The sequence below is a fragment of the Aromatoleum buckelii genome, from assembly GCF_012910785.2.
Lineage (GTDB): Bacteria > Pseudomonadota > Gammaproteobacteria > Burkholderiales > Rhodocyclaceae > Aromatoleum > Aromatoleum buckelii.
The window spans coordinates 1,330,449-1,350,797 of the sequence record NZ_WTVH02000010.1 but is presented as its reverse complement, the minus strand read 5'-3'; the positions used below and the strand labels follow the sequence as shown (position 1 = coordinate 1,350,797).

Annotated in this window: 20 protein-coding genes; 10 read left to right on the top strand and 10 right to left on the bottom strand. The window is 61.1% G+C overall.

Going from position 1 to position 20,349, the window contains the following annotated elements:
• Positions 1 to 148 precede the first annotated feature (148 nt).
• From GO608_RS17020 to serB, 5 genes are all read left to right on the top strand, one after another.
• Positions 149 to 634, top strand: a complete 486-nt coding sequence (locus GO608_RS17020; protein ID WP_169200343.1) for a rubrerythrin family protein — start codon at positions 149 to 151, stop codon at positions 632 to 634.
• A 47-nt stretch (positions 635 to 681) separates the two neighbouring features.
• Positions 682 to 846, top strand: a complete 165-nt coding sequence (locus GO608_RS17015) for a rubredoxin (RefSeq protein ID WP_169200342.1) — start codon at positions 682 to 684, stop codon at positions 844 to 846.
• A gap of 91 nt (positions 847 to 937) precedes the next feature.
• Positions 938 to 2,098, top strand: a complete 1,161-nt coding sequence (locus tag GO608_RS17010) for an NAD(P)/FAD-dependent oxidoreductase (RefSeq protein ID WP_169200341.1) — start codon at positions 938 to 940, stop codon at positions 2,096 to 2,098.
• 145 nt (positions 2,099 to 2,243) lie between these two features.
• Positions 2,244 to 3,323: a 3-deoxy-7-phosphoheptulonate synthase gene (locus tag GO608_RS17005; protein WP_169200340.1), complete on the top strand. Its 1,080-nt coding sequence runs from the start codon at positions 2,244 to 2,246 to the stop codon at positions 3,321 to 3,323.
• The gene (serB, locus tag GO608_RS17000) at positions 3,320 to 4,150 is read left to right on the top strand and encodes a phosphoserine phosphatase SerB (protein WP_169200339.1); all 831 of its coding nucleotides are present in this window, start codon (positions 3,320 to 3,322) and stop codon (positions 4,148 to 4,150) included. Before GO608_RS17005 ends, serB begins: the two co-directional genes overlap by 4 nt.
• Positions 4,151 to 4,453: 303 nt before the next feature.
• On the opposite strand, the gene GO608_RS16995 is transcribed toward serB, so the two are convergent.
• The 10 genes from GO608_RS16995 to yaaA form a co-directional block, all read right to left on the bottom strand.
• The gene (locus GO608_RS16995; RefSeq protein WP_247002679.1) at positions 4,454 to 5,491 is read right to left on the bottom strand and encodes an IS5 family transposase; all 1,038 of its coding nucleotides are present in this window, start codon (positions 5,489 to 5,491) and stop codon (positions 4,454 to 4,456) included.
• A gap of 81 nt (positions 5,492 to 5,572) precedes the next feature.
• A complete protein-coding gene (locus GO608_RS16990; RefSeq protein WP_169200140.1) occupies positions 5,573 to 7,504 on the bottom strand; it encodes a hypothetical protein in 1,932 nt (643 codons plus the stop codon).
• A complete protein-coding gene (locus GO608_RS16985) occupies positions 7,497 to 8,309 on the bottom strand; it encodes a glycosyltransferase family 2 protein (protein WP_169200139.1) in 813 nt (270 codons plus the stop codon). The genes GO608_RS16990 and GO608_RS16985 overlap by 8 nt, the downstream gene beginning before the upstream one ends.
• Positions 8,310 to 8,314: 5 nt before the next feature.
• Positions 8,315 to 8,671, bottom strand: coding sequence for an EamA family transporter (locus GO608_RS16980; RefSeq protein ID WP_169200138.1), 357 nt, complete (start codon positions 8,669 to 8,671; stop codon positions 8,315 to 8,317).
• On the bottom strand, positions 8,668 to 9,501 hold the full coding sequence (locus GO608_RS16975; protein ID WP_169200137.1) for a sugar phosphate isomerase/epimerase family protein: 834 nt from the start codon (positions 9,499 to 9,501) through the stop codon (positions 8,668 to 8,670). The genes GO608_RS16980 and GO608_RS16975 overlap by 4 nt, the downstream gene beginning before the upstream one ends.
• The gene (locus GO608_RS16970; RefSeq protein ID WP_247003253.1) at positions 9,498 to 10,295 is read right to left on the bottom strand and encodes an NAD-dependent epimerase/dehydratase family protein; all 798 of its coding nucleotides are present in this window, start codon (positions 10,293 to 10,295) and stop codon (positions 9,498 to 9,500) included. The genes GO608_RS16975 and GO608_RS16970 overlap by 4 nt, the downstream gene beginning before the upstream one ends.
• Positions 10,295 to 11,434, bottom strand: coding sequence for an FAD-dependent oxidoreductase (locus GO608_RS16965; protein ID WP_169200135.1), 1,140 nt, complete (start codon positions 11,432 to 11,434; stop codon positions 10,295 to 10,297). Before GO608_RS16965 ends, GO608_RS16970 begins: the two co-directional genes overlap by 1 nt.
• Positions 11,431 to 12,456 carry a glycosyltransferase gene (locus GO608_RS16960; protein WP_169200134.1) on the bottom strand — a complete coding sequence of 342 codons (1,026 nt, stop codon included), beginning with the start codon at positions 12,454 to 12,456 and terminating at the stop codon, positions 11,431 to 11,433. The genes GO608_RS16965 and GO608_RS16960 overlap by 4 nt, the downstream gene beginning before the upstream one ends.
• Before the next feature lie 990 nt (positions 12,457 to 13,446).
• The gene (locus GO608_RS16955; protein WP_169200133.1) at positions 13,447 to 14,571 is read right to left on the bottom strand and encodes a M14 family metallopeptidase; all 1,125 of its coding nucleotides are present in this window, start codon (positions 14,569 to 14,571) and stop codon (positions 13,447 to 13,449) included.
• A gap of 32 nt (positions 14,572 to 14,603) precedes the next feature.
• Positions 14,604 to 15,389, bottom strand: a complete 786-nt coding sequence (gene yaaA / locus GO608_RS16950) for a peroxide stress protein YaaA (RefSeq protein ID WP_169200132.1) — start codon at positions 15,387 to 15,389, stop codon at positions 14,604 to 14,606.
• Positions 15,390 to 15,536: 147 nt separating this feature from the next.
• Here yaaA and GO608_RS16945 point away from each other — a divergent pair, with 147 nt between their 5' ends.
• From GO608_RS16945 to bioD, 5 genes are read left to right on the top strand one after another with little or no spacing between them, the layout of a single operon-like run.
• A complete protein-coding gene (locus GO608_RS16945; protein WP_169200131.1) occupies positions 15,537 to 16,868 on the top strand; it encodes an adenosylmethionine--8-amino-7-oxononanoate transaminase in 1,332 nt (443 codons plus the stop codon).
• A 5-nt stretch (positions 16,869 to 16,873) separates the two neighbouring features.
• Positions 16,874 to 18,034 (top strand): 8-amino-7-oxononanoate synthase, encoded by a 1,161-nt coding sequence (gene bioF, locus GO608_RS16940; protein WP_169200130.1) that lies wholly within the window; start codon positions 16,874 to 16,876, stop codon positions 18,032 to 18,034.
• Entirely contained in the window at positions 18,031 to 18,783 is a 753-nt protein-coding gene (locus GO608_RS16935) for an alpha/beta fold hydrolase (RefSeq protein WP_169200129.1), read from the top strand. The genes bioF and GO608_RS16935 overlap by 4 nt, the downstream gene beginning before the upstream one ends.
• The gene (locus tag GO608_RS16930; RefSeq protein WP_169200128.1) at positions 18,776 to 19,642 is read left to right on the top strand and encodes a methyltransferase domain-containing protein; all 867 of its coding nucleotides are present in this window, start codon (positions 18,776 to 18,778) and stop codon (positions 19,640 to 19,642) included. Before GO608_RS16935 ends, GO608_RS16930 begins: the two co-directional genes overlap by 8 nt.
• A complete protein-coding gene (gene bioD, locus GO608_RS16925) occupies positions 19,635 to 20,315 on the top strand; it encodes a dethiobiotin synthase (protein ID WP_169200127.1) in 681 nt (226 codons plus the stop codon). The genes GO608_RS16930 and bioD overlap by 8 nt, the downstream gene beginning before the upstream one ends.
• Positions 20,316 to 20,349 lie beyond the last annotated feature (34 nt).

Here is a 20,349-nt window from a genome sequence, read left to right as displayed (position 1 = left end):
CGGAGAACGACGGGCCTCAGGCGAACTGCATCGGCTTGGCCTGCAAATAGAACAAACCTATCGATTACATTCTCACATTCAATTTCTCCAATCGTCCCGCGCTGCGTAAGATGACTTCAACGCAACCAGCGAAGAAAGGAGAAAGAAGATGACAAACCCCTTCCACAACCCGCAATCGATCACGATCCAGAACCTCGAAGCGGCGTTCGCCGGCGAGTCGATGGCGCACATCAAGTACCGCTACTTCGCGAAGCTGTGCCGCGAAATGGGCGACGAGGAAACCGCGAAGGTTTTCGAGGCGACTGCCGACCAGGAAGTGATGCACGCGTTCGGCCACCTCGATCTGCTCTATCCGAAAGCGAAGATGACGCCGGCACGCGCGCTGCAGTTCGCGATCGAAGGCGAGACCTACGAATACACCGAGATGTACCCGGGCTTTCGCCACGCGGCCGTCGAGGAAGGCCATGCCGACGCGGTCAAGGAGATCGACGAGCAGATCGTCGAGTCGAAGGAACACGCCGAACAGTTCAAGGCAGTGCTCGAACGCGCCGCGAAACGCTTTGCCGCGCTTGCCAAGGTCGAAGAGCGTCACGCCAATCACTACCAGGAAGCGCTCGACCGGATCTCTGCCTGAGCCCGGTCGCGCCGAATCGACAAATCAAGCTTGAAAGGAAGAACATCATGAAGACTTGGCAATGTGTTGTCTGTGGTTTCACCTACGACGAAGCGGCCGGAATGCCGGATGAGGGCGTCGCCCCCGGCACCCGCTGGGAAGATATTCCCGACGACTGGTCCTGCCCCGACTGCGGCGTCGCGAAAGCCGACTTCGAGATGGTCATGATCTGACGCCGTATCGCCTGCTCCCGGCCCCGGGAGCAGGCTACCCGTTCGGCGACCCCGCCCCCCGCCGACAAGACGAACAACAGAGAGGCAACCCATGACTCCACCCCTCGTCATCATCGGCAGCGGTCTCGCCGGCTACACGCTGGCACGTGAACTGCGCAAGCTCGACCGCGACGCGCCACTCGTCATCCTGAGCCGCGACGCGGCCGGCTTCTATTCGAAGCCGATGCTGTCGAACGCGTTTTCGGCGAACCGCAGCGCCGCGAGCCTGGTGATGAAGCCGGCGGAACAAATGGCCGCCGAACTCGCTGCGACGATCCGCGCCCACGTCGAAGTCGCCGCGCTCCACCCGGCCCGCCGCGTCGTCGAACTCGCCGGCGGCGAAGAGATCCCCTATCGCGACCTCGTGCTCGCGCCCGGCGCCGATCCGATCCGCCTGCCGCTCGGCGGGGACGCGGCCCACGACGTGCTGTCGGTCAATGACCTCGACGACTTCGCCCGCTTCGCCACGCGGCTCGACGGCGCGAAGCGCGTCGCGGTGCTCGGCGGCGGGCTGATCGGCTGCGAATTCGCCAACGACCTGCTCGCCCGCGGCATCACCCCGACAGTCATCGACATCGCCCGCTGGCCGCTCGGCAGGCTGTTGCCGGAAGACGCCGGACAGTGGTTCCGGCAGCGGCTCGAAGCGGCCGGCGTGAGCTTTCACCTCGGCGTCTCCGCCGCGTCGGTATCGCGCCACGCCGGCGGCTACCGACTCGCGCTCAGCGACGGCTCGACGCTCGACGCCAACGTCGTGCTGTCGGCAGTCGGCCTGCGACCGCGCACTGCGCTCGCCGCCGCAGCGGGGCTTGCCGTCAACCGCGGCGTGCTGACGGACCGCCGGCTGACAAGCTCCGATCCGAATATCCACGCGCTTGGCGACTGCGCCGAAGTCGACGGCCTGACGCTGCCGTACGTGATGCCGATCATGCACCAGGCGCGCGCGCTGGCGGCGACGCTCGCCGGCACGCCAACCGCGGTCAGCTATCCGGCGATGCCGGTCGTCGTCAAGACGCCGGCCTGCCCCGCGGTCGTCTGCCCGCCGGCGATCGACGCGCAGGGCAGCTGGCAGATCGTCGCCAGCGACGAGGCCGGCGGCGGCATCGAGGCGCAGTGTCTCGACGCAAACGACAAACTCCTCGGCTTCGTCCTGCTCGGCGGCGCGACGGCGCGCAAGCAGGCGCTCGCCAGCCGCGCGCCCGCGACGCTCGGCTGAATCCGCGGAAGGCCGCGGCGGCGGCGGTTTCCGGCTCGCCGCGGCCCCGCCCCACCCTCGTCCGGAGGACGCCGGAAGCGCTCACCCGCCCGCCGCGCGCAGCGTTACAATGCGCCCTCCCTGCTGCACTGCGGAGAAGCGCGTAATGCCACTGGCTCAAACCGAAAACCTCAATATCGTCGCCGTCGACCCGATGCCCTCGCCCGAGGAGATCAAGGCCCGCGTGCCGCTGACCGAGCGCGCCGCGACGTCCGTCGTCGCCGGCCGCCGCGCGCTCCACGACATCCTCGACCGCAAGGACAGGCGCCTCTTCATCGTCGTCGGCCCCTGTTCGATCCACGACCCGGTCGCCGGCCTCGATTATGCGAAGCGCCTGAAGGCGCTGGCCGACGAAGTGGCCGGGACGATGGTGCTGGTAATGCGCGTGTATTTCGAGAAGCCGCGCACCTCCACCGGCTGGAAAGGCTTCATCAACGATCCGTACATGGACGACTCGTTCCACATCGAGGAAGGCATGGAGAAAGCCCGGCGCTTCCTGCTCGACGTGAACGAAATCGGCCTGCCGGCCGCGACCGAAGCGCTCGACCCGATCGCCCCGCAGTACTACGGCGACCTCATCGCGTGGACGGCGATCGGCGCGCGCACGTCCGAGTCGCAGACGCACCGCGAGATGTCGTCAGGCCTGTCGACGCCGGTCGGCTTCAAGAACGCCACCGACGGCGACCTCGACGTCGCGATCAACGCGATCGTCTCCGCATCGCATCCGCACAGCTTCCTCGGCATCAACGGCAAAGGACAGTCCGCCATCCTGCGCACGCGCGGCAACCGCTACGGCCACGTCGTGCTGCGCGGCGGCGGCGGACGGCCGAACTACGACACGGTGTCGATCTCGCTCGCCGAACAGGCACTCGCGAAGACGAAGCTGCCGCTGAACATCGTCGTCGACTGCTCGCACGCGAACTCGTGGAAAAAACCCGAGCTCCAGCCGCTGGTCATGAAAGACGTGGTGCATCAGATCCGCGAGGGCAACCGCTCGGTGGTCGGGCTGATGATCGAGAGCTTCCTCGAAGCCGGTAACCAGCCGATTCCGGCCGACCTGTCGCAACTGAAATACGGCTGTTCGGTCACCGATGCGTGCATCGACTGGGCGAGCACCGAGGACACGATCCGCAAGGCCGACAGCGTGCTGCGCGAAGCATTGCAGCAGCGGAGCGAGGCCGCATGAATCTTGTCCTGCAGGGCGAGGATGTCGATTCGGTCGCCCTGAAGAATCTCGCCAAAATCACCGGCGCGAGCGCCATCGAGCAGATCACTCCCCAGGCTTTCCGGCTCGTGGGGGGGCACGACCGCGAAGACGTCGACCGCCTGTGCGCCGAGGCCGGGCTCGATTGGGCTTGGGTGCCGACCGGGCGCAAACTCGCCGACTTCGGCCTGTTCGTCACCGACATGGACTCGACGCTGATCAACATCGAGTGCATCGACGAAATCGCCGACATGCAGGGCCTGAAGCCGCAAGTCTCAGCAATCACCGAAGCGGCGATGCGCGGCGAAATCGACTTCCGCGAATCCCTGACCCGCCGCGTGAGCCTCCTCGCCGGCCTGCCCGAAGCGGCGCTCGCCGAAGTCTACGAGCAGCGGCTGCAGTTGAATCCGGGCGCCGAACGCCTGATGCGCGGGCTGAAGGCCGCGGGCCTCCACACCGTGCTGGTATCGGGCGGTTTCACGTATTTCACCGAGCGCCTCAAGGCGAGGCTCAGCTTCGACGAAGCCCACGCGAACGAACTGGAAACGCACGACGGTCACCTGACAGGCCGGGTCCGCGGCCCGATCGTCGACGGCGCCGCGAAAGCCGCCCATCTGCGTCACGCGCGCGAGCGCCTCGGCCTGAAAGCCGACCAGGTCATCGCCGCCGGCGACGGCGCCAACGACATCCCGATGCTGACCGAAGCGGGCTTCGCCGTCGCCTACCGTGCAAAACCCGTGCTGCGCACCGTCGCCGACTGCCGCCTTGATCACGTTGGGCTGGACGGGCTGCTGAACCTCTTTGCGTAAGGCCGACGGGGCCGCCGAGGGCGAAGAACAAACGTTTGCTGATGAAGATGCCTGATCCCTTCCCGGAGAAGCTCTACGGTAACGATTTTTTCCCATGCGCAACTCATGTCCAAATCCATTCGATTGCCGGCTACTAGAGGGCACCTCGAATAACCCGAGGTTTTCAATGAACCCCGGTGCGACACGATGACCGCGACCGAATTCGGTTCAGTTCCTTCGGCAAATCACCGCTTCTTCCCGCGGTGTCGCTCAGTTTTTGCCTCGAATCGCCTCGGACATCGGCGATGCGGCCCATTTCGGGCGTCAGAAGGCCTCGATTCCGGCCTTCCTGAAATAGACCAGCCGCTTCAGGTTGTAGCAGGCAGCCATCATCGTCATCGCAAAGTTCGCCCGCGCCTGACCGATGGTGCGCAGCAGCTTGCCGCCCATCTGCTCGATGGCCCCGAACACGTGCTCGACCCGCGCACGCGTCTTGGCGATGCGTTTGTTGCGTCGCTGCTGGCACTCGGACAGCGGCTTGTTGCGCTTGCCCTTCCGCTGGATCTGGTTGCGAAAGCCGTTCTCCTTGAGCCTGGCTTCACGCTGCTCGGACGGGTAGCCCCGATCGGCATAGACATCGCGGCTCGTGTTGCGCGTGTCGAAGACGTTGTCAAAGTGCTGGCTGTCGTGCGTGCTGGCAGTATCGGTCTCGATTCGGCGGATGATCTTGTACTTCTTGTCGATGTTGATCGACAGCTTGTAGCCGAAGTAGCTCTTGCCGTGCTTCCTGGTCCAGGTCGCCTCAGTATCCTTCTGGCGCCGCTTCGCCGGGCGCCACGAGGCGGGCATTGCGCCTTGCTCGATCAGTTCCTTCTCGCCGCGGCGGTTGTGCTGCTTGGGCGCCGGCACCAGCGTCGCGTCGATGATCTGACCGCCGCGCGCGATGAACCCCTTCTTGAGCAGCTGCGTCGAGACCCCGTCGAACAAGGCCTTCGCCCCCGCTTCACCAATCCGGTTCTCGAAGGTCCACACCGTGGTGCGATCCGGAACGTTCGTCGCATTCGCCAGTCCGCAGAAGCGCTTGTAGCTCATGCGGTCGAGCAACTGGTACTCCATCTGCTCATCGGACAGGTTGTACAGACGCTTCAACACCAGGATGCGCACCATCGTCTCGGTCGGGTATGGCGGGCGCCCGCCCTGCGCACTCACGAGTCGCGGCGCAATCATATCGACCTCGGCCGCCAGCGCGGGAAAATCGATATGCGATTCGATCTCGACCAGCGGGTCACCCAGCGTGTCGATCTTCTTGCAGTGGGCATCAAAGGCAAACAGGTCGGTCTTGATGGCGCTGCGCGGTTTCATCGATGTCGGCTGTGGCGAGATTGAGGACGCTGTAATTTTACCAAGGGTGGGCGAGTCGAGGTTTTTCGAGGCGCCCTAGACTCAGAACACTGGACACCCGGGTGTAAAACCCCGGCTTCCATCCGAATAGAAGTACTTCAGGCAAGTAGAAACTTCGCCATCTTCACTATGGCTTCTCCAAACACTAATCCCACCTCCCGTCAGAGAAACAATTTCTCCTGAAACATAGGAATCTTCGGGAAGGTCGAATTTTTTGTAGCTATTGTCCACCAATTCAGGCAAAGAAAAGTCAAGCTTCAAATCCGGGCCGTTGGCCCGTCTGAGCAATAGCCCTGCAGTTCCTGGATTAACACGAACGTGCGTCCCGAACATGACTCCCAGACCCACCAATTTCTTACCATAAGATTCACGGCCTTGCGGAGCCTCGGAAAACCTCAAGCTAATGGAATCCTCCTTGTCGAGCGGCAAGCTGGGAATCATTTTCCTATCAGGATAATCTTTAAGAAAATCCTCCGAACGATCAACCAGATCTTTGCGAACATAATAAGGCCTTCCCGGAACCTGGAAGTAATTATCATCAACGAGGCCCTGCACGCATCCAGCATAACTATCCCAAGAATATCTATCCCAGACCATCCATTTATCGATGAGCATGACTTTTGGTTTCGATTCTCTTATTTGCTCGCATGCATCAATAACCACGCCAAATTTTGGATTCTTATTGTATTTTTCCTGCCAAGGAAGATAGAAGAAATGACCAGAAGCAGGCAATCTATTAGAAGCTAAATACTGGAAATTCTGAAATGAAAAGGCAATAATTCTGTCGTCTTTGGTTGTAAACTCCTGGACAAACCGAGAAAACTCCGTTTCATTAGGTATCGTTTGCGACAATATTTTCTGCTTATCCCCAGGAATGAGCAAGGATATCTTGAGAATTGAAAGCAAAACAAAACCCATCGCTACGTATTTTGATTGCGATAATAGCGTCTCAATCCCGATAAAAGCAGGAATAAATAATGCAAAAACAGAATAAAAATACGGCATGCCCTGAAAACCCGCGCCACGCATGAGCAGGCTACAGATCCCCGCCACCAGCAGCAACGTTCTCCACGGCAAACCCTTCTCTTTCACAGCCAGAACAGCTGCGCTCAGGAACAGAATTATCAAGGAAAAAAAGTGCGCGACATCCGATGTAGCTACTTTCAATGCATTGATAATTAACTCTCCACCGGGCTGCAAACCTACATATAGAGGGAGAATTGTAGCGTTAAGGTATATATGGAAAGCAAAGAACCCAGGAAACGAGCCATAAACACCAAGGAAAATAGAATTTAATGCAAGACCCAAGAAACTCCCGATAACCGCAAACCTGAAATATCTGGCCCTCAGAGAGCAAAAAAACAGTAGAACTGTAATTGGCAAGTAAGTTACAGCCAAGAACGGAAGAGATGCGATTAAAGCATTGCAGAAAGCAACCCTGGAAGAAGTCAAGACTTCCGGGCTAAAAATCGCCGGGAGCGCATACTGGGACAATATTATCACCAGTAAAAGCCCGGCAATCGTCTGGTATTTGTACATATGCCCGAACAAATCCGGCATGAATACCAGTATCATGGTTGCAGCAGCAACAGAAACAACAATTCTGCGCACAGTCGTGCTTATTATCGGTGTTTTATATATTGAAATTACGGCAATTATCTGAAGCAAGGCGATCGGGACCCGATGCCCATTTACCCCGTAATTTCCAATTTTCTCGACTATTATTCCCGGAAGAAATGTTAGAGGTCCATGATGATTGAAGACCTCAGAATAGAGCCTCATCCCTGCTGCCATCATTTTGGCGGCAACAATTGTTTCGGATTCGTCACCCCACTCTCTGTAGCTTAGGAGCAAAGCTTGATAGCGGAAGCCCAGCAAGGCAAAAATAAAGAACAGTGCGTAAATCGCGTAGTTCAAAAACCGATCTTGCACCGTGACAACCTCTTCATTTCCCCTATTAATCTGCTTAACCATTGTATTTTCCTGCGCAAGCTCGCAGCAAGGTCGCCAGCACGGAAAAATTTCCTTTTAGACCGCTGATTTTTGTCGGCACCTCACCCACCGGATACCGTCTTATTGTTGGCAATTCTTTACATACATAGCCTAATTGAGGTGCACGACATGATAAATAAGCAAGCAGTTCATAAGTGACGAACACATCCCTGAATGGTGCAATTCTCGGATCAAGCAACATTTTCCGGCTATAAGCTCTGAAGCCCTGTGTCGTATCTGTCCACTTAAATCCCGATGCAAGACTAAGGCAGGGCGCATGAATGTACCGAATGGCAAAATCTCGAGACTTCGGGGTGTTTTCCGCAATCCCACCCGGAAGGAACCGCGACGCTTGCACGAAATCGGTTCCTTCGTTTAGTGCTTCGATGAATCGCGGTATAGCTTCAGGATCGTCCTTGTCATTTCCATCAATGGTGACGATTCCCTGATAACCTTGGTCAAGAGCAAACGCATAAGCACACCTAAGCTGAGCGCTCAGCTTCCCAGGGGCTGTCTTTACGATAAGGCCTCGCACGTTCATCTGTTTAAGCGCCTCAGTCGCTAGCGAACCGTCTGTACTCCCACCATCGACGATGATAATGTCAGCTATTGCTGATATCCTGTTTGCCTCCATACGCTGGAGCAAATTCCCGATTCGCTCACCTTCGTTTATAACAGGAATCACAACGCAGTACGGATGCTGTTTTCCCTGCCACAACGGCGCCTCCATGTCAGGAACTTGCCACTCCGCCCGGTCTATCGGGCATTTTTTTTCGGTTGTTTTCATCTGATTCACGCAACGCGCGCTGTGATGAGGACTACCCCGGCAATTACAAGCGATATGCCGGCGATTGTTGTCCAGTGGAATGGTTCACGAAAAATGAAAATTGAAAATAGTGCGACAGTGGCGACCGCCCCGGAGGTCAAAATCGGGTGTGCGACGTTCAAGGGCAATCGCGCGAGTGCGGCGGCATAGAGTAGAAACGCCATCCCATACAATCCCAGCCCAAGCCAAAAAGGCCAATTGACAAGCGCTGTCAGTGGATCAGCAAGGGACGGAAACTTCCTAGGCGGGATCATCGAGATCTTGACCAGAACGCTGGCGGAGGCGTTGGCAGCGATACCAAGTATCAAGATGAGCCACTTCATTCCGCGGCCCCAGGTATCGAGCGGTAATACTTAACCGCGCGGGAAAGAGCTCGCTCGATGGAAGCAAGGTGCGGTTCGTTTTTTGTTGCCACCATTTCGATAGAGACCACATGATGTGGAACGTACCTCAACAGTGCCTCATGTAGCAGTCGATGGTCCGTTCCACAATCACCGAGGGGAACGAGGTCTGGCTCACTCGCATGGACATGACCTATGAGATGCGCGCTGTCAGCCAGCACAGCCTCAGCCGATTCTCGGTTTATCGTTAATGCTCCGGTATCTAATTGCATACGAATAGCTCCGTGGCCAACGGAATTAACAACGTGAGCTGTTTCCGTACTCGACGTCATGAAGTTGGCTCCATAGCACGGAGGGTTAGGCTCCAAGCACATAACAACCCCTTGTGCCAGAGCAACATCACCCAAACGTTGGAAGAAGCCTACTGCTTCGTCTAGCGCCTGCTCATCGCTTAAGCCTGAACGATCACGGTTTTTCGGTGACCCAAATACTAATCGACTAGCCCCAAGGCCCGCGGCAATACGGCAAACTGCCGCCAGATGTTCGAGCAGGGCGTCTTTAACCTCAGGGGCGCCGAATACGTTCAGCCCGGCCCGCCCGAACAGCAGTGCCTGCATCCCGGTAATTTCGATCCCGCGCTCGGCCCACCAGCGCTTCACTGTTACTATTTCCGCCTCAGTAGCCTTTCCGGGATCTGGAAAGTACTTGCCCGGAGCAATATCGATCGCATCGATATGAAATCTGTTCAGCAGCTTTACGACATCTTCGTTCTCTGAAACGTCCCAAGCGATGTTCGATATGGCAAGCCTCACGGCACCGCTCCCGACTCGGGCTTCAAAGTAACCGGTTCCGACTGAGCATATGCCCGAATCGCCTGGATTGTTTCACGCGCACTATATTGATGCCGACCTTGAGACCCGAAATATTCGGCGTAACGTGTCTGCATATCGTAATGAGGATGCTCATTCGCAATTACTTGCGTGAAAGGCCTTCCGAAACCGCGAAGAGAGACATCTGCAACACTGATGGGTTCGGCAGTAAGATGTACTAGTCGAAGTTTTTCCTGCACAGCCGTCTGGATGTCGTACCAAAAATTCACCATCGGGTAAAATTGGAATATCCCTCGACTCTCGATTGCGTGAACGTTATTTGAGTTATGAAAATCGAAGATCACGTTCTTGCGTAAACCCGGGCCGACCAGTCCTGGCAAACGAACAATCAGGTGGTCGGAAATTTTATCCTGGACAAACTTTTCGAGAAGTCTCCGATGAAATCCGTAGGGATGAAGGCCAGCCTCATCGACTGGCGTCGCTTCGTCTACCCCGATTGGTGTCTTGAAAACATCGACCGTGCTTATCAATATGAACGTCCTGCACCGGATGGTTTTCAGGTGCTCGACAAGTCGATCTATCTTTTGCCGATCATCACCAGGATTACGATTGGCGATCCACTTCTGCGCCGGGGCCCCCGCGCAAACAACGAGATCGAACTCGCGGTTATCAATTTCATGGATGTTGGTCGAGCGGAAAAGTGCATTAAAACGGGTTTGCTTGAGAAGGGTGCTACCCACGAAACCTGAAAATCCAATCAGTGCGTTTTCCATCATTACTCCAACGTACTCCTGAACTCTTCAGTTTCGAGTTTTTCAAGAACATCGTATATGTTGTCGATTTTCCCGCCCAGTATGGAATAGCACCCAGGCAACTCGGCATGCTTCTCGAACAGGATAGGACGTCCATCGTCTCCCTCGTTCTTGACTAGCACAGTTTTAACCTCGAAGAGTGATTCAATATAGTTGGCCTCAAGAACAGAGGGAAGGTATCGCGCTACGTCTCTAACCATACGATCTGCCCGGCTTGCCCGGTCGTATTCGCTCAGCTTTCTGTATGGGTCGGTCCCCGGTTCGTCCTTCCAGCTAAAGTGTGGCGTATAACGGACGTGTGAAAGAGTATGCAAGTCGCGCGCGGGAAACGGCATAATCGAAAAGAATGGACCATCCATGACCGTAACCCCAACGTCTTGAAGTGCTTCCGGCATTCGCATTAAGGCCATCTCGGTCACTTCCTGCTTAAGTCCGGTCTGAGTGCCGGGAAATTCACCCAAAAACTGATTAAGTCCGCTATAGGTGCAATTGAAAACATAGCGGCAGTTTAATGATTCCGTATGCCCGTTCTGATCCATAACTGTCACAAGCAATTCATTTCTGAGTGATCGTGAGATTGCCGTTGCCCTAGTTGAAACCCGCAGTACAACGCCGTTGTCACGCAGCTCTTCTTCCGCCCATTGGGCGAGCCGCGTCGCATCAAATACATATTCCTCGACTAAAAATACATCTTCGATCAGCCCGGGGTCAAACAGTCTCTTTAAGCCTGTTTCTGCTGGATTGACCCTTGCCCCGATGTCGTGACAAAAACGTTCAAACTGCCTCGCAGTCACTTTTGAATTTCGTTTTGCAATCGCATAGAGTTTCATGAAATCCTGCGTGACTGCCTGCGGCCAGTCACGCAGGAACTTCGGCAAGTTGACTCGACTACGAAAGGCGGTGGTGAAGCTTCGAGGGTAGTGATAGCCGTTATGCACACGCGCCTGGTTGTGATATGAAGCGCGACGGAGAAGTTTGGGCTCTCTTTCAACAAGGGTGATTCGGCGTAATCCGCGCTGCTTGGCCAAATAGATGGCTATGGTCGCCCCGTAGAAGCCGCCGCCGATGATTAGTGCATCTACGACATCATTACTCCCGGTCATGCATTGATTCGCTCAGAGATATTGGAGACCCTCTCGGATTGAGAGGTGACAACCTCAATGTTCAGTTTTTCTTTTCGGATCATGCGCGCGCTCGTAAACTCTTGACCGACGTGGTAAAGCGGACCCTCATTTGTCAAGCTGGCCATGTGCAAGATGTACTCACCGAGCACCAAGAGCACGAGCGAGATGAGGAAAAACATTCCTGACTGCTGGAGTGACATGCTTACCCAGCCCGGTGCGACATCGGACTTGAATATTCCAACGGCTACCACGTAGATCGAATAAAGCAAGTTCGCTGCAGCCCCGAACAACGACAGACTGGTAACCACTCGCATCGGTGCTTGAGTTGTGGAAACAAGAAGGCGCATCCCCCGATCGATGCTTTCTCCCAGTTTTTTGACATTTTCTGCAGTTGGCGTAGCGCTGTATTCCATGTTCACACGAGCAAATCCGCCCGTTGCGGGTAAGTGCCGATAGGTTATCGAGGGTTGCGGATGGTGAAGGATGAAGTTAATTACGCGCTTGCTAAGTAGCCTGTAACTCGGCGCATCCTTCGCAAGGTGAATTCCGTTAAATATCTTATAAATGTAATTAAAAACTCCGCCCGCCACTCGATAGGCATAGCTTTGTTGGGGTTTCTGCTCATTGTTGGCGAAAACAACATCTGCCCCGTTTACCGCCTTATCGAGCATTTGTGACAGGAAGGCAATGTCGTCGACAAGGGGATCGATGACAACAACAAAATCGCCTAAGGCATTTTCAAGGCCGGCCCATGCCGCCGTGTCGCCGCCAACCTCTTTTGTAAGCGCATATATTTGAAGATTAGGTAGGCCGTTTGGGGCGGTGAGCGTCTTCAGAACCTTGACGCTATCATCATTAGAGGCGTTATCGACAATGATCAGCTCATAATCACTGACGTAGGAAGATATCTGTGAAGATGCATTTCTAAGGATCCCTTCTAATTGGGAGCCTTGGTTGCGCACGACAAACACAACCGACAGAAAGACAGGAAAGAAAGTCATAGTCGATTTCTCCGAATACTTATGTCACGGCGAGCACCAGCCGTGGTGGCGAAAAATCTGTTTATTTAGTCCGCTGGAGGCACGTCACCCTCTTTGTCCTATTGTTGGCGCCCTCTTCTCACAAAGTTCCGCCCCTAAAACCGTTTCGTCACGCAACTCGGGTGGTGATCGTCCCGCTTATTTGAATCCTGCCGTGAGGTCCATGACGTACTGAAGGTCAGTCCGGATCGTCTTCACGGTGCGCTCGCGATCGCCCTTGCACGCGAGAAAACCGCCGAGCATCACTGCCAGCCATCCGGATTGCTGTGTTGAGCGTCGGGGTCTCGGGCGGCCGGAGCGTTCTGAAGATGGAGGCCGTCTCCGGCTCGTCGCGTTCCGGCAGCAACCCAGCTTCCAGTTCGGGGCGGGTACGCGACTGCTCAGCAGCCGCCACTTATTCAGTCAGACGTGAGGTGCGCCGTTCAAAGTATGACACGGCTCGCCCGCGGCGGTCTCGCCCCCCGTTCAACGTCACGTGCCGACCCGCACTGCTGTCGCGCCGCCCGCGCCTTCTGTCCGGTGCGAGAAGGGATCGGGAAGCGGATTTCACGGGGCGGCTCCGAGGCCCAACGCGGGGCCGCAGGTTGTCGCCGCCGGGCAGCGCGCAGTCGTGCTTCCGACGCAACAGCCTGTCGGCCGAACAGTCCCGGTCGCGGCACGGACCCTCGAAGCGACGACATCCGGTATCGTCAAATTGGAAATATCTGGAGCTTACGCAAGGACGTTTGCGTTATGTGTAAGGGAATGATTCCTGCTTCCTCCGGCAACCCGGGTCCGGAGCGGCGACAGATTCATATTCACGCGTAGCTTCATGCGGAGGCCGGCATGACCTCGCGTCTTTCGGCCCATTCTGCCGCCTGACGAAGCCTCTGCTTGATGTCAGTTCAAAAATGTCTTGAACCATTCAAGAGAACGACAAAACCTGGGTCGCAATCGATTCGATCACCTCGGTCAGCCCTCCAGATGCGCAAGGATCGCGTTCAGCATCGCGCCGCCCAGTCGCTTGCTGCGCGCGCCGCTCCAGCCGGTGAGGCCGTCGGGGACGTTGGCGTTGTCCTTGAACGGCATCTCGAGCGTCAGCGACACGCAGCCGAAGCGGTGCGCGACCCACTTGCTTGCGAGCGTCAGCAGTTCGTCGCCGAACCGGCCGGACTTGTAGCCGTGCCGCGTCTGGAAATCCGGGCTCGCCGCGGCCAGCGCGGCAATGAGGCGCGCCTGCTGCTGCGCCATCTCGGCGGTGAAGCCGGGCACTTCCTCGGCGGTCGAGAAGAACACATAGGGCAGCGACTCGTCGCCGTGGATGTCGAGGAACAGGTCGCAACCGCTCGCTTCCATCGCTTCGCGCACGCAGAACACTTCGGGACTCGCGACCGGGTCGGGAGCGCGCCATTCGCGGTTCAGGTTGCGCCCGGCGGCGTTGGTACGCAGGTTGCCGTGGACGGCACCATCCGGATTCATGTTGGGGACGACGTGCAGTACGGCCTGTTCGCGGATCCTGCGCGCGACCGGGTCGGCGGCGTCGAGCAGGCGTTCGAGCAGGCCTTCGACGAACCATTCGGCCATCGTCTCCCCGGGATGCTGCCTGGCGATGATCCACACCGGCCGGTGTCCGGGGCTCGGGCGCCCGACGACGACGCGGTCGATGTCGCGCCCTTCGACGGTCGTGCCGAGCGTGTCGACCTGCGCGAACGCGGACATCTCGGCCCAGCCGAGCAGATCGAGGTGGCGTTCGAGCGAGTACGGCTCGAAATACGCGTAGTAAATGCTGTTGCGCTCGGGCGTGTGCTCGACCATCAGCTGGCCGTTTTCGTACGACGTGCCTGCGACGCGGAACCAGTTGCGCCGGTCGTACGACGCGACGCAGCGATAGCCCGGCCAGCCTTCGGCGAATGCCGCGCCGGCCGCGTTCTCGAACGTCATGCGAAGGGGCAGGCCCGCGGCGCCGTGCAGACGGAAATAGAACCACTGGTGCAGGTCCGCGGCATTGTCGGCGCGCAGGCGCAGGCGGATGTCCTGCGGGTTGGCGATGCTGACGACCTCGATCGCCCCGGCGTCAAAGTTGTGACTGATTTTCATGCTGTCCCCCACGAATCGCGGTGTGGTGAGCGTCAGTCGGTGCGGCGCCGGAACACGAGCGTGTCGGCGTCCGAAACTTCCGGCGCGAAGCCGTAGCCTTCGGCGTCGAAGCCCTTGAGCCCTTCGACGTCCTCGACCCGGTTGCGGATCGCGTAGCGGCTCATCAGGCCGCGTGCTCGCTTCGCGTAGAAAGTGATGATGCGGTAGCGCCCGCCTTTCCAGTCCTCGAACACCGGCGTGATCACCTGCGCGGCGAGCTTCGCCCGCGCGGCTGCCTTGAAGTACTCCTGCGACGCGAGGTTCACGAGCACCGCGCTGCCGCCGGTGTCGCGCTCGGCGGCGAGCAGCCGGTTCAGCGCTTCGGCGAGCGTGTCGCCCCAGTAAGCGTAGAGGTTCGCCCCGCGCGGATTCCCGAGCCGGGTGCCCATTTCCAGCCGGTACGGCTGCATCAGGTCGAGCGGGCGCAACATCCCGTACAACCCGGACAGGATGCGCAGGTGCTGCTGCGCCCAGGCGAAGTCGTCTTCCGACAGGGTCGGCGCGTCGAGCCCGCCGTACACGTCGCCATTGAACGCGAGCAGCGCCTGCTTCGCGTTGTCGCGGGTGAAAGGTCGATGCCAGCTCTCGAAGCGCGCGACGTTCAGCGCCGCGAGCGGGTCCGACAGGTGCATCAGCTCCGCGACCTCGGCCGGGGTCTTCTGCCGCAGGATGCCGATCAGTTCCTCGGCTTCGCGCAGATAATCCGGCTGGCTGGCCGCAGCGGTGACCGGCGGGGTTTCGAAATCCAGCGCCTTGGCCGGAGAGATCACGAAAATCATGGATTGCGCTTGTTGTCGTTGCCGGGCCGACGCATGGTAACAAAACGCCATGCCTCGCGTCGCGCGGGGGCGAGGCGTGGCGGGGCGTTTGACATGAACAGCCCGATTGCGCGACATTCCCCGGTCCCACCCGGCCGGAATCCCCCGATGCACGCCCCATCACTGCTCGAACGATCCCTCAGGAGCGTCTGGCACCCCTGCACGCAGATGAAGCAGCACGAAGCGCTGCCGCTGGTGCCGATCGTGCGCGGCGAAGGCCCGTGGCTCATCGATGCCGAAGGGCGGCGGCTGCTCGACGGCATCAGTTCGTGGTGGGTGAATCTGTTCGGGCACTGCAACCCGCGCATCAACGCCGCGCTGCGCGCGCAGCTCGACACGCTCGAACACGTCATGCTCGCCGGCTTCACGCACGAGCCGGTGGTCGAGCTCTCCGAACGGCTCGCGGCGCTGACCGGCCATCGCCTCGGGCATGCGTTCTACGCGTCCGACGGCGCGTCCGCGACCGAGATCGCACTGAAGATGAGCGCGCATTACTGGCGCAACGTCGGCCTCGTGGAAAAATCCCGCTTCGTCAGCCTCGCCGGCAGCTATCACGGCGAAACCGTCGGCGCGCTGGCGGTCACCGACGTCGCGATTTTCCGCGACGCGTACGCGCCGCTCGTCCGCGCCGGCACGACCGTGCCGACGCCCGATGCCCGCCTCGCCCTGCCCGGTGAATCGGCCGCCGACGTTGCGCGCCGCGCCGCCGCCGCGCTCGAAGCGCATCTCGCCGAGCACCACGCGCAGACCGCCGCGCTGATCGTCGAGCCGCTCGTGCAGGGCGCCTCCGGCATGGTCATGTACGACCCGGAATACCTGCGCCTCGCCCGCGCGTTGTGCGACCGCTACCGGGTGCATCTCATCGCCGACGAGATCGCGGTCGGGTGTGGGCGCACCGGCAGCTTTTTCGCATGCGAGCAGGCCGGCATCTGGCCCGATTTTCTGTGCCTGTCGAAAGGCATTTCGGGCGGCTACCTGCCGCTGTCGCTGGTGCTCGCGACCGACACCGTCTATGCGGCGTTCTACGACGACTCCGCGACCCGCGCGTTCCTCCATTCGCACTCGTACACCGGCAACCCGCTCGCGTGCCGCGCCGCGCTGGCGACGCTGGACATCTTCGAACAGGACGACGTGCTGGCCATGAACCGCGTGCTCGCCGGGCAACTCGGCGACGCCGTCCGGGCGCGTTTCGGCGCGCATCCGGCGGTGCGGCAGCTGCGCCAGCGCGGCATGATCGTCGCGTTCGACGTGGCGACCGAGTGCCCCGACTTCGCGCGCAACTTCTTCCGCACGGGGCTCGATCATGGCGTGCTGCTGCGCCCGATCGGCAACACCGTGTATTTCATGCCGCCGTACATCCTCGATGCCGGTCACGTTGCGCATCTCGTCGACGGCGCCGCTGCGGCGCTCGCCGAAGCGCTGGATCCGGCATCGAACTGACCGCGATGCTGCTTGACCGCCTCAAGGCCGATCTCGCCGAACTCGATACCCGCGCGCTCCGCCGCACGCGCCGCAGCGTCGCGACCCCGTGCGCCCCGCATGTCCGCGTCGACGGGCGCGACATGCTTGCGTTCTGCAGCAACGACTATCTCGGACTTGCCGCCGACCCTGCCCTCGCGCACGCGCTGCAGGTCGGCGCCGCGTACTGGGGCGCAGGGTCGGGCGCGTCGCACCTCGTGAGCGGCCACTACGCCGTTCATGATGAGCTCGAAGCGCGGCTCGCGACGTTCGTCGGCTGCGAACGCGCCCTGTATTTCTCGACCGGCTACATGGCGAACACGGGGACGATTCCGGCGCTCGTCGGACGCGGCGACGCGATCTTCGCCGACCGCCTGAACCACGCGTCGCTCGTCGATGGCGCGCTGCTGTCGCGCGCCGAGCTGCACCGTTATGCGCACGGCGATCCGGCGGCGCTCGAGCGTGCGCTGGCAACGAGTTCGGCCAAGCGCAAGCTGATCGTCACGGACGCAGTCTTCAGCATGGACGGCGACGTCGCGCCGCTCGCGACCTTGCTGGAACTGGCCGAACGCTTCGACGCGTGGCTGATGATTGATGACGCGCACGGCTTCGGCGTGCTCGGCGCGGGCGGGCGCGGCGCGGTTGCCGAAGCCGGTCTCGCGTCGTGGCGGCTGATCTACGTCGGCACGCTCGGCAAGGCCGCCGGGGTGTCGGGGGCGTTCGTCGCCGGCAATGCCGACGTCGTCGAGTGGCTGATGCAAAAAGCCCGCACCTACATCTTCACGACCGGCGCCCCGCCCGCGCTCGCCGAAGCGCTGCTCGCGAGCCTCGGCCTGATCGAGCACGGCGACGAGCGCCGGGAGCACCTCGCCGCACTGGTCGCGCTGCTGCGGCGCGAACTCGCCCTCGCCCGCTGGCAGCTGCTGCCGTCGCGCACGCCGATCCAGCCGGTGCTGATCGGCGACAACGCCGAGGCGCTCGCCGTCGCCCGCGCGCTGTGGGACGAAGGCCTGTGGGTGCCGGCGATCCGCCCGCCGACGGTGCCACAGGGCACCGCGCGCCTGCGCATCTCGCTGACCGCTGCGCATTGCGCCGACGACGTACGCTGTCTCGCGCACGCGCTCAACCGGCTCGAGGCGCGGCAATGAAGGGCCGGGTTCTCGTCCTGCTGCATGGCTGGGGACTCGGGCCGCAGGTATGGGCTCCGCTGATGCCGCACCTGCCGGCCGGACTGTGCGTCCGCACGCCGGCGCTGCCCGGTCACGGCGGCACGCTCGCGTGCAGCCCGACCCTCGAAGCCTGGGGCGACGCGCTGCTGCCCGAACTGCCCGACGGCGCGGTCGTATGCGGCTGGTCGCTCGGCGGCCTCATCGCGCTCGATCTCGCGCAGCGTTATCCGCGCAAGGTCGCGCGGCTGGTGCTGATCGACACTTCCCCGTGTTTCGTCACCCGCCCGGAAAATATCGCCGCGCCTTGGCCGCACGGGCTCGCCGCCTTGACCGTCACCGGCTTCATCGACGATTTCGCGCACGATCCGGCCGCGACGCTGCGCCGCTTCGTCGCCCTGCAGGCACTCGGCGACGCACGGCGGCGCACGGTCTCGAACGCGTTGAACGCCGCGCTCGTGAATCTCGAACAGTGCGATCGCAACATGCTCGCCAGCGGCCTCGAACTGCTCGCGGACACCGATCGGCGCGCCGCGCTCGACGACGTCCGCCAGCCGGTGCAGCTGATCCACGGTGCCGGCGACGCGCTGATGCCGCTCACCGCCGCCGAATGGCTCGCGACGCGACTGCCCGACGCCCGCCTCGCACGATTCGACGATTGTGGCCACGCGCCTTTCCTGTCGCGCCCGGAAGACTGCGCCGCGCTCATCGAGGACCTCGTCCGTGGTTAGCCGCACCGTGCCGAAACACGTGGTGCGACGCGCGTTCGATCGCGCCGCGGCGACTTATGACAGCGCCGCCGCGGTGCAGCGCGAGATCGGCGACCGGCTCGCGGAGTTCGTCGCACCCCGGCTGGCGTCGGCACCGCCGCTGCAGCGCATCGTCGATGCCGGTTGCGGCACCGGCTACGGCCTCGATCTCCTCGCCCGGCTCTGTCCGCAAGCGACGCTGATCGCGCTCGATTTCGCACCGGCGATGCTCGCGCGGCTCGCTATCGCCGGGCCGGGCCACCCGCAGCCGGTGCCGCTTTGCGCCGACCTCGAAGCGCTGCCGCTCGCCGGCGGCTCGATCGACGCCGTCTGGTCGAGCCTCGCGCTGCAGTGGTGCGAGCCGGCGCTCGCGCTCGGCGAGTTTGCGCGCGTCCTGCGCCCCGGCGGCGAAGCGTGGATCGCGACGCTCGGCCCGCGCACGCTGTGGGAACTGCGCGACGCATTCACCGCCGTCGACGATGCCGAACACGCGATCCGCTTTCACCCGCGCGAACGCTGGCTTGCAGAAGCCGTCGGGGCCGGCTTCGAGCCGATTGCCGCCGACAATTTTCCCATCTTCGCCGTCGCCCCCGACCTGCGCCAGCTGCTGCGCGACATCAAGTCGATCGGCGCGCACAGCGTCGGCGCGCAGCGGCGCCGCGAGCCGCTCGGCCGCGCCGCCTGGAAAGTGCTCGAAACCCGCTACGAGACGCATCGCCGCGACGACGGCCTGCTGCCCGCGACCTACGACCTGATCCTGCTTGCGCTGAAAAAACCCGCGCAAGCGGCGAGTTGCGGCGCGGGCAGCGCGGCGGCCCCTGAAGGAACGACAAATGACTGAACCCCGCGCCTGGTTCCTCGCCGGAACCGATACCGAGATCGGCAAGACTTTCGTCGCCTGCGCGCTGCTGCACGCGGCACGGGGCAACGGCCACCGCGCGCTCGGCATGAAGCCGGTTGCGGCCGGCGCCGAGCGCGTCGCCGGCGAATGGCTCAACGAGGACGCCGCGCAGTTGCGCGCGGCTTCGAGCTTCGACCCCGGCCTCGACCGGCTGAACCCGTACTGCCTGAAGATGCCGATCGCGCCGCACATCGCCGCCGCCGAGGAAGGCGTCGAAATCGATCCTGCGCGCATCCGCGCAGCGTTCGAGAGCCTGCGCGCGCAGGCGGATGTCGTCATCGTCGAAGGCGTCGGCGGGTTCCGCGTGCCGCTCGGCGACCGTTACGACACGGCGGACCTGGCACGCGAACTCGGGCTGCCGGTGATCCTCGTCGTCGGCATGCGGCTGGGCTGCATCAACCACGCGCTGCTGACCGTCGAGGCGATCGCGGCGCGCGGCCTGACGCTCGCCGGCTGGATCGCGAACCGCATCGACCCGGCGATGCTGCGGGCGGACGAGAACATCGAAGCGCTGCGAAACCGTATCGATGCGCCGCTGCTCGGCGTCGTCCCGCACGTCGCGGGCGCCGACCCGGCGCAGGTCGCCGCGGCGCTGCGACTGCCCTCCTGCTAAGGCGCCAATCAAATACAACCGTTCGCCCTGAGCT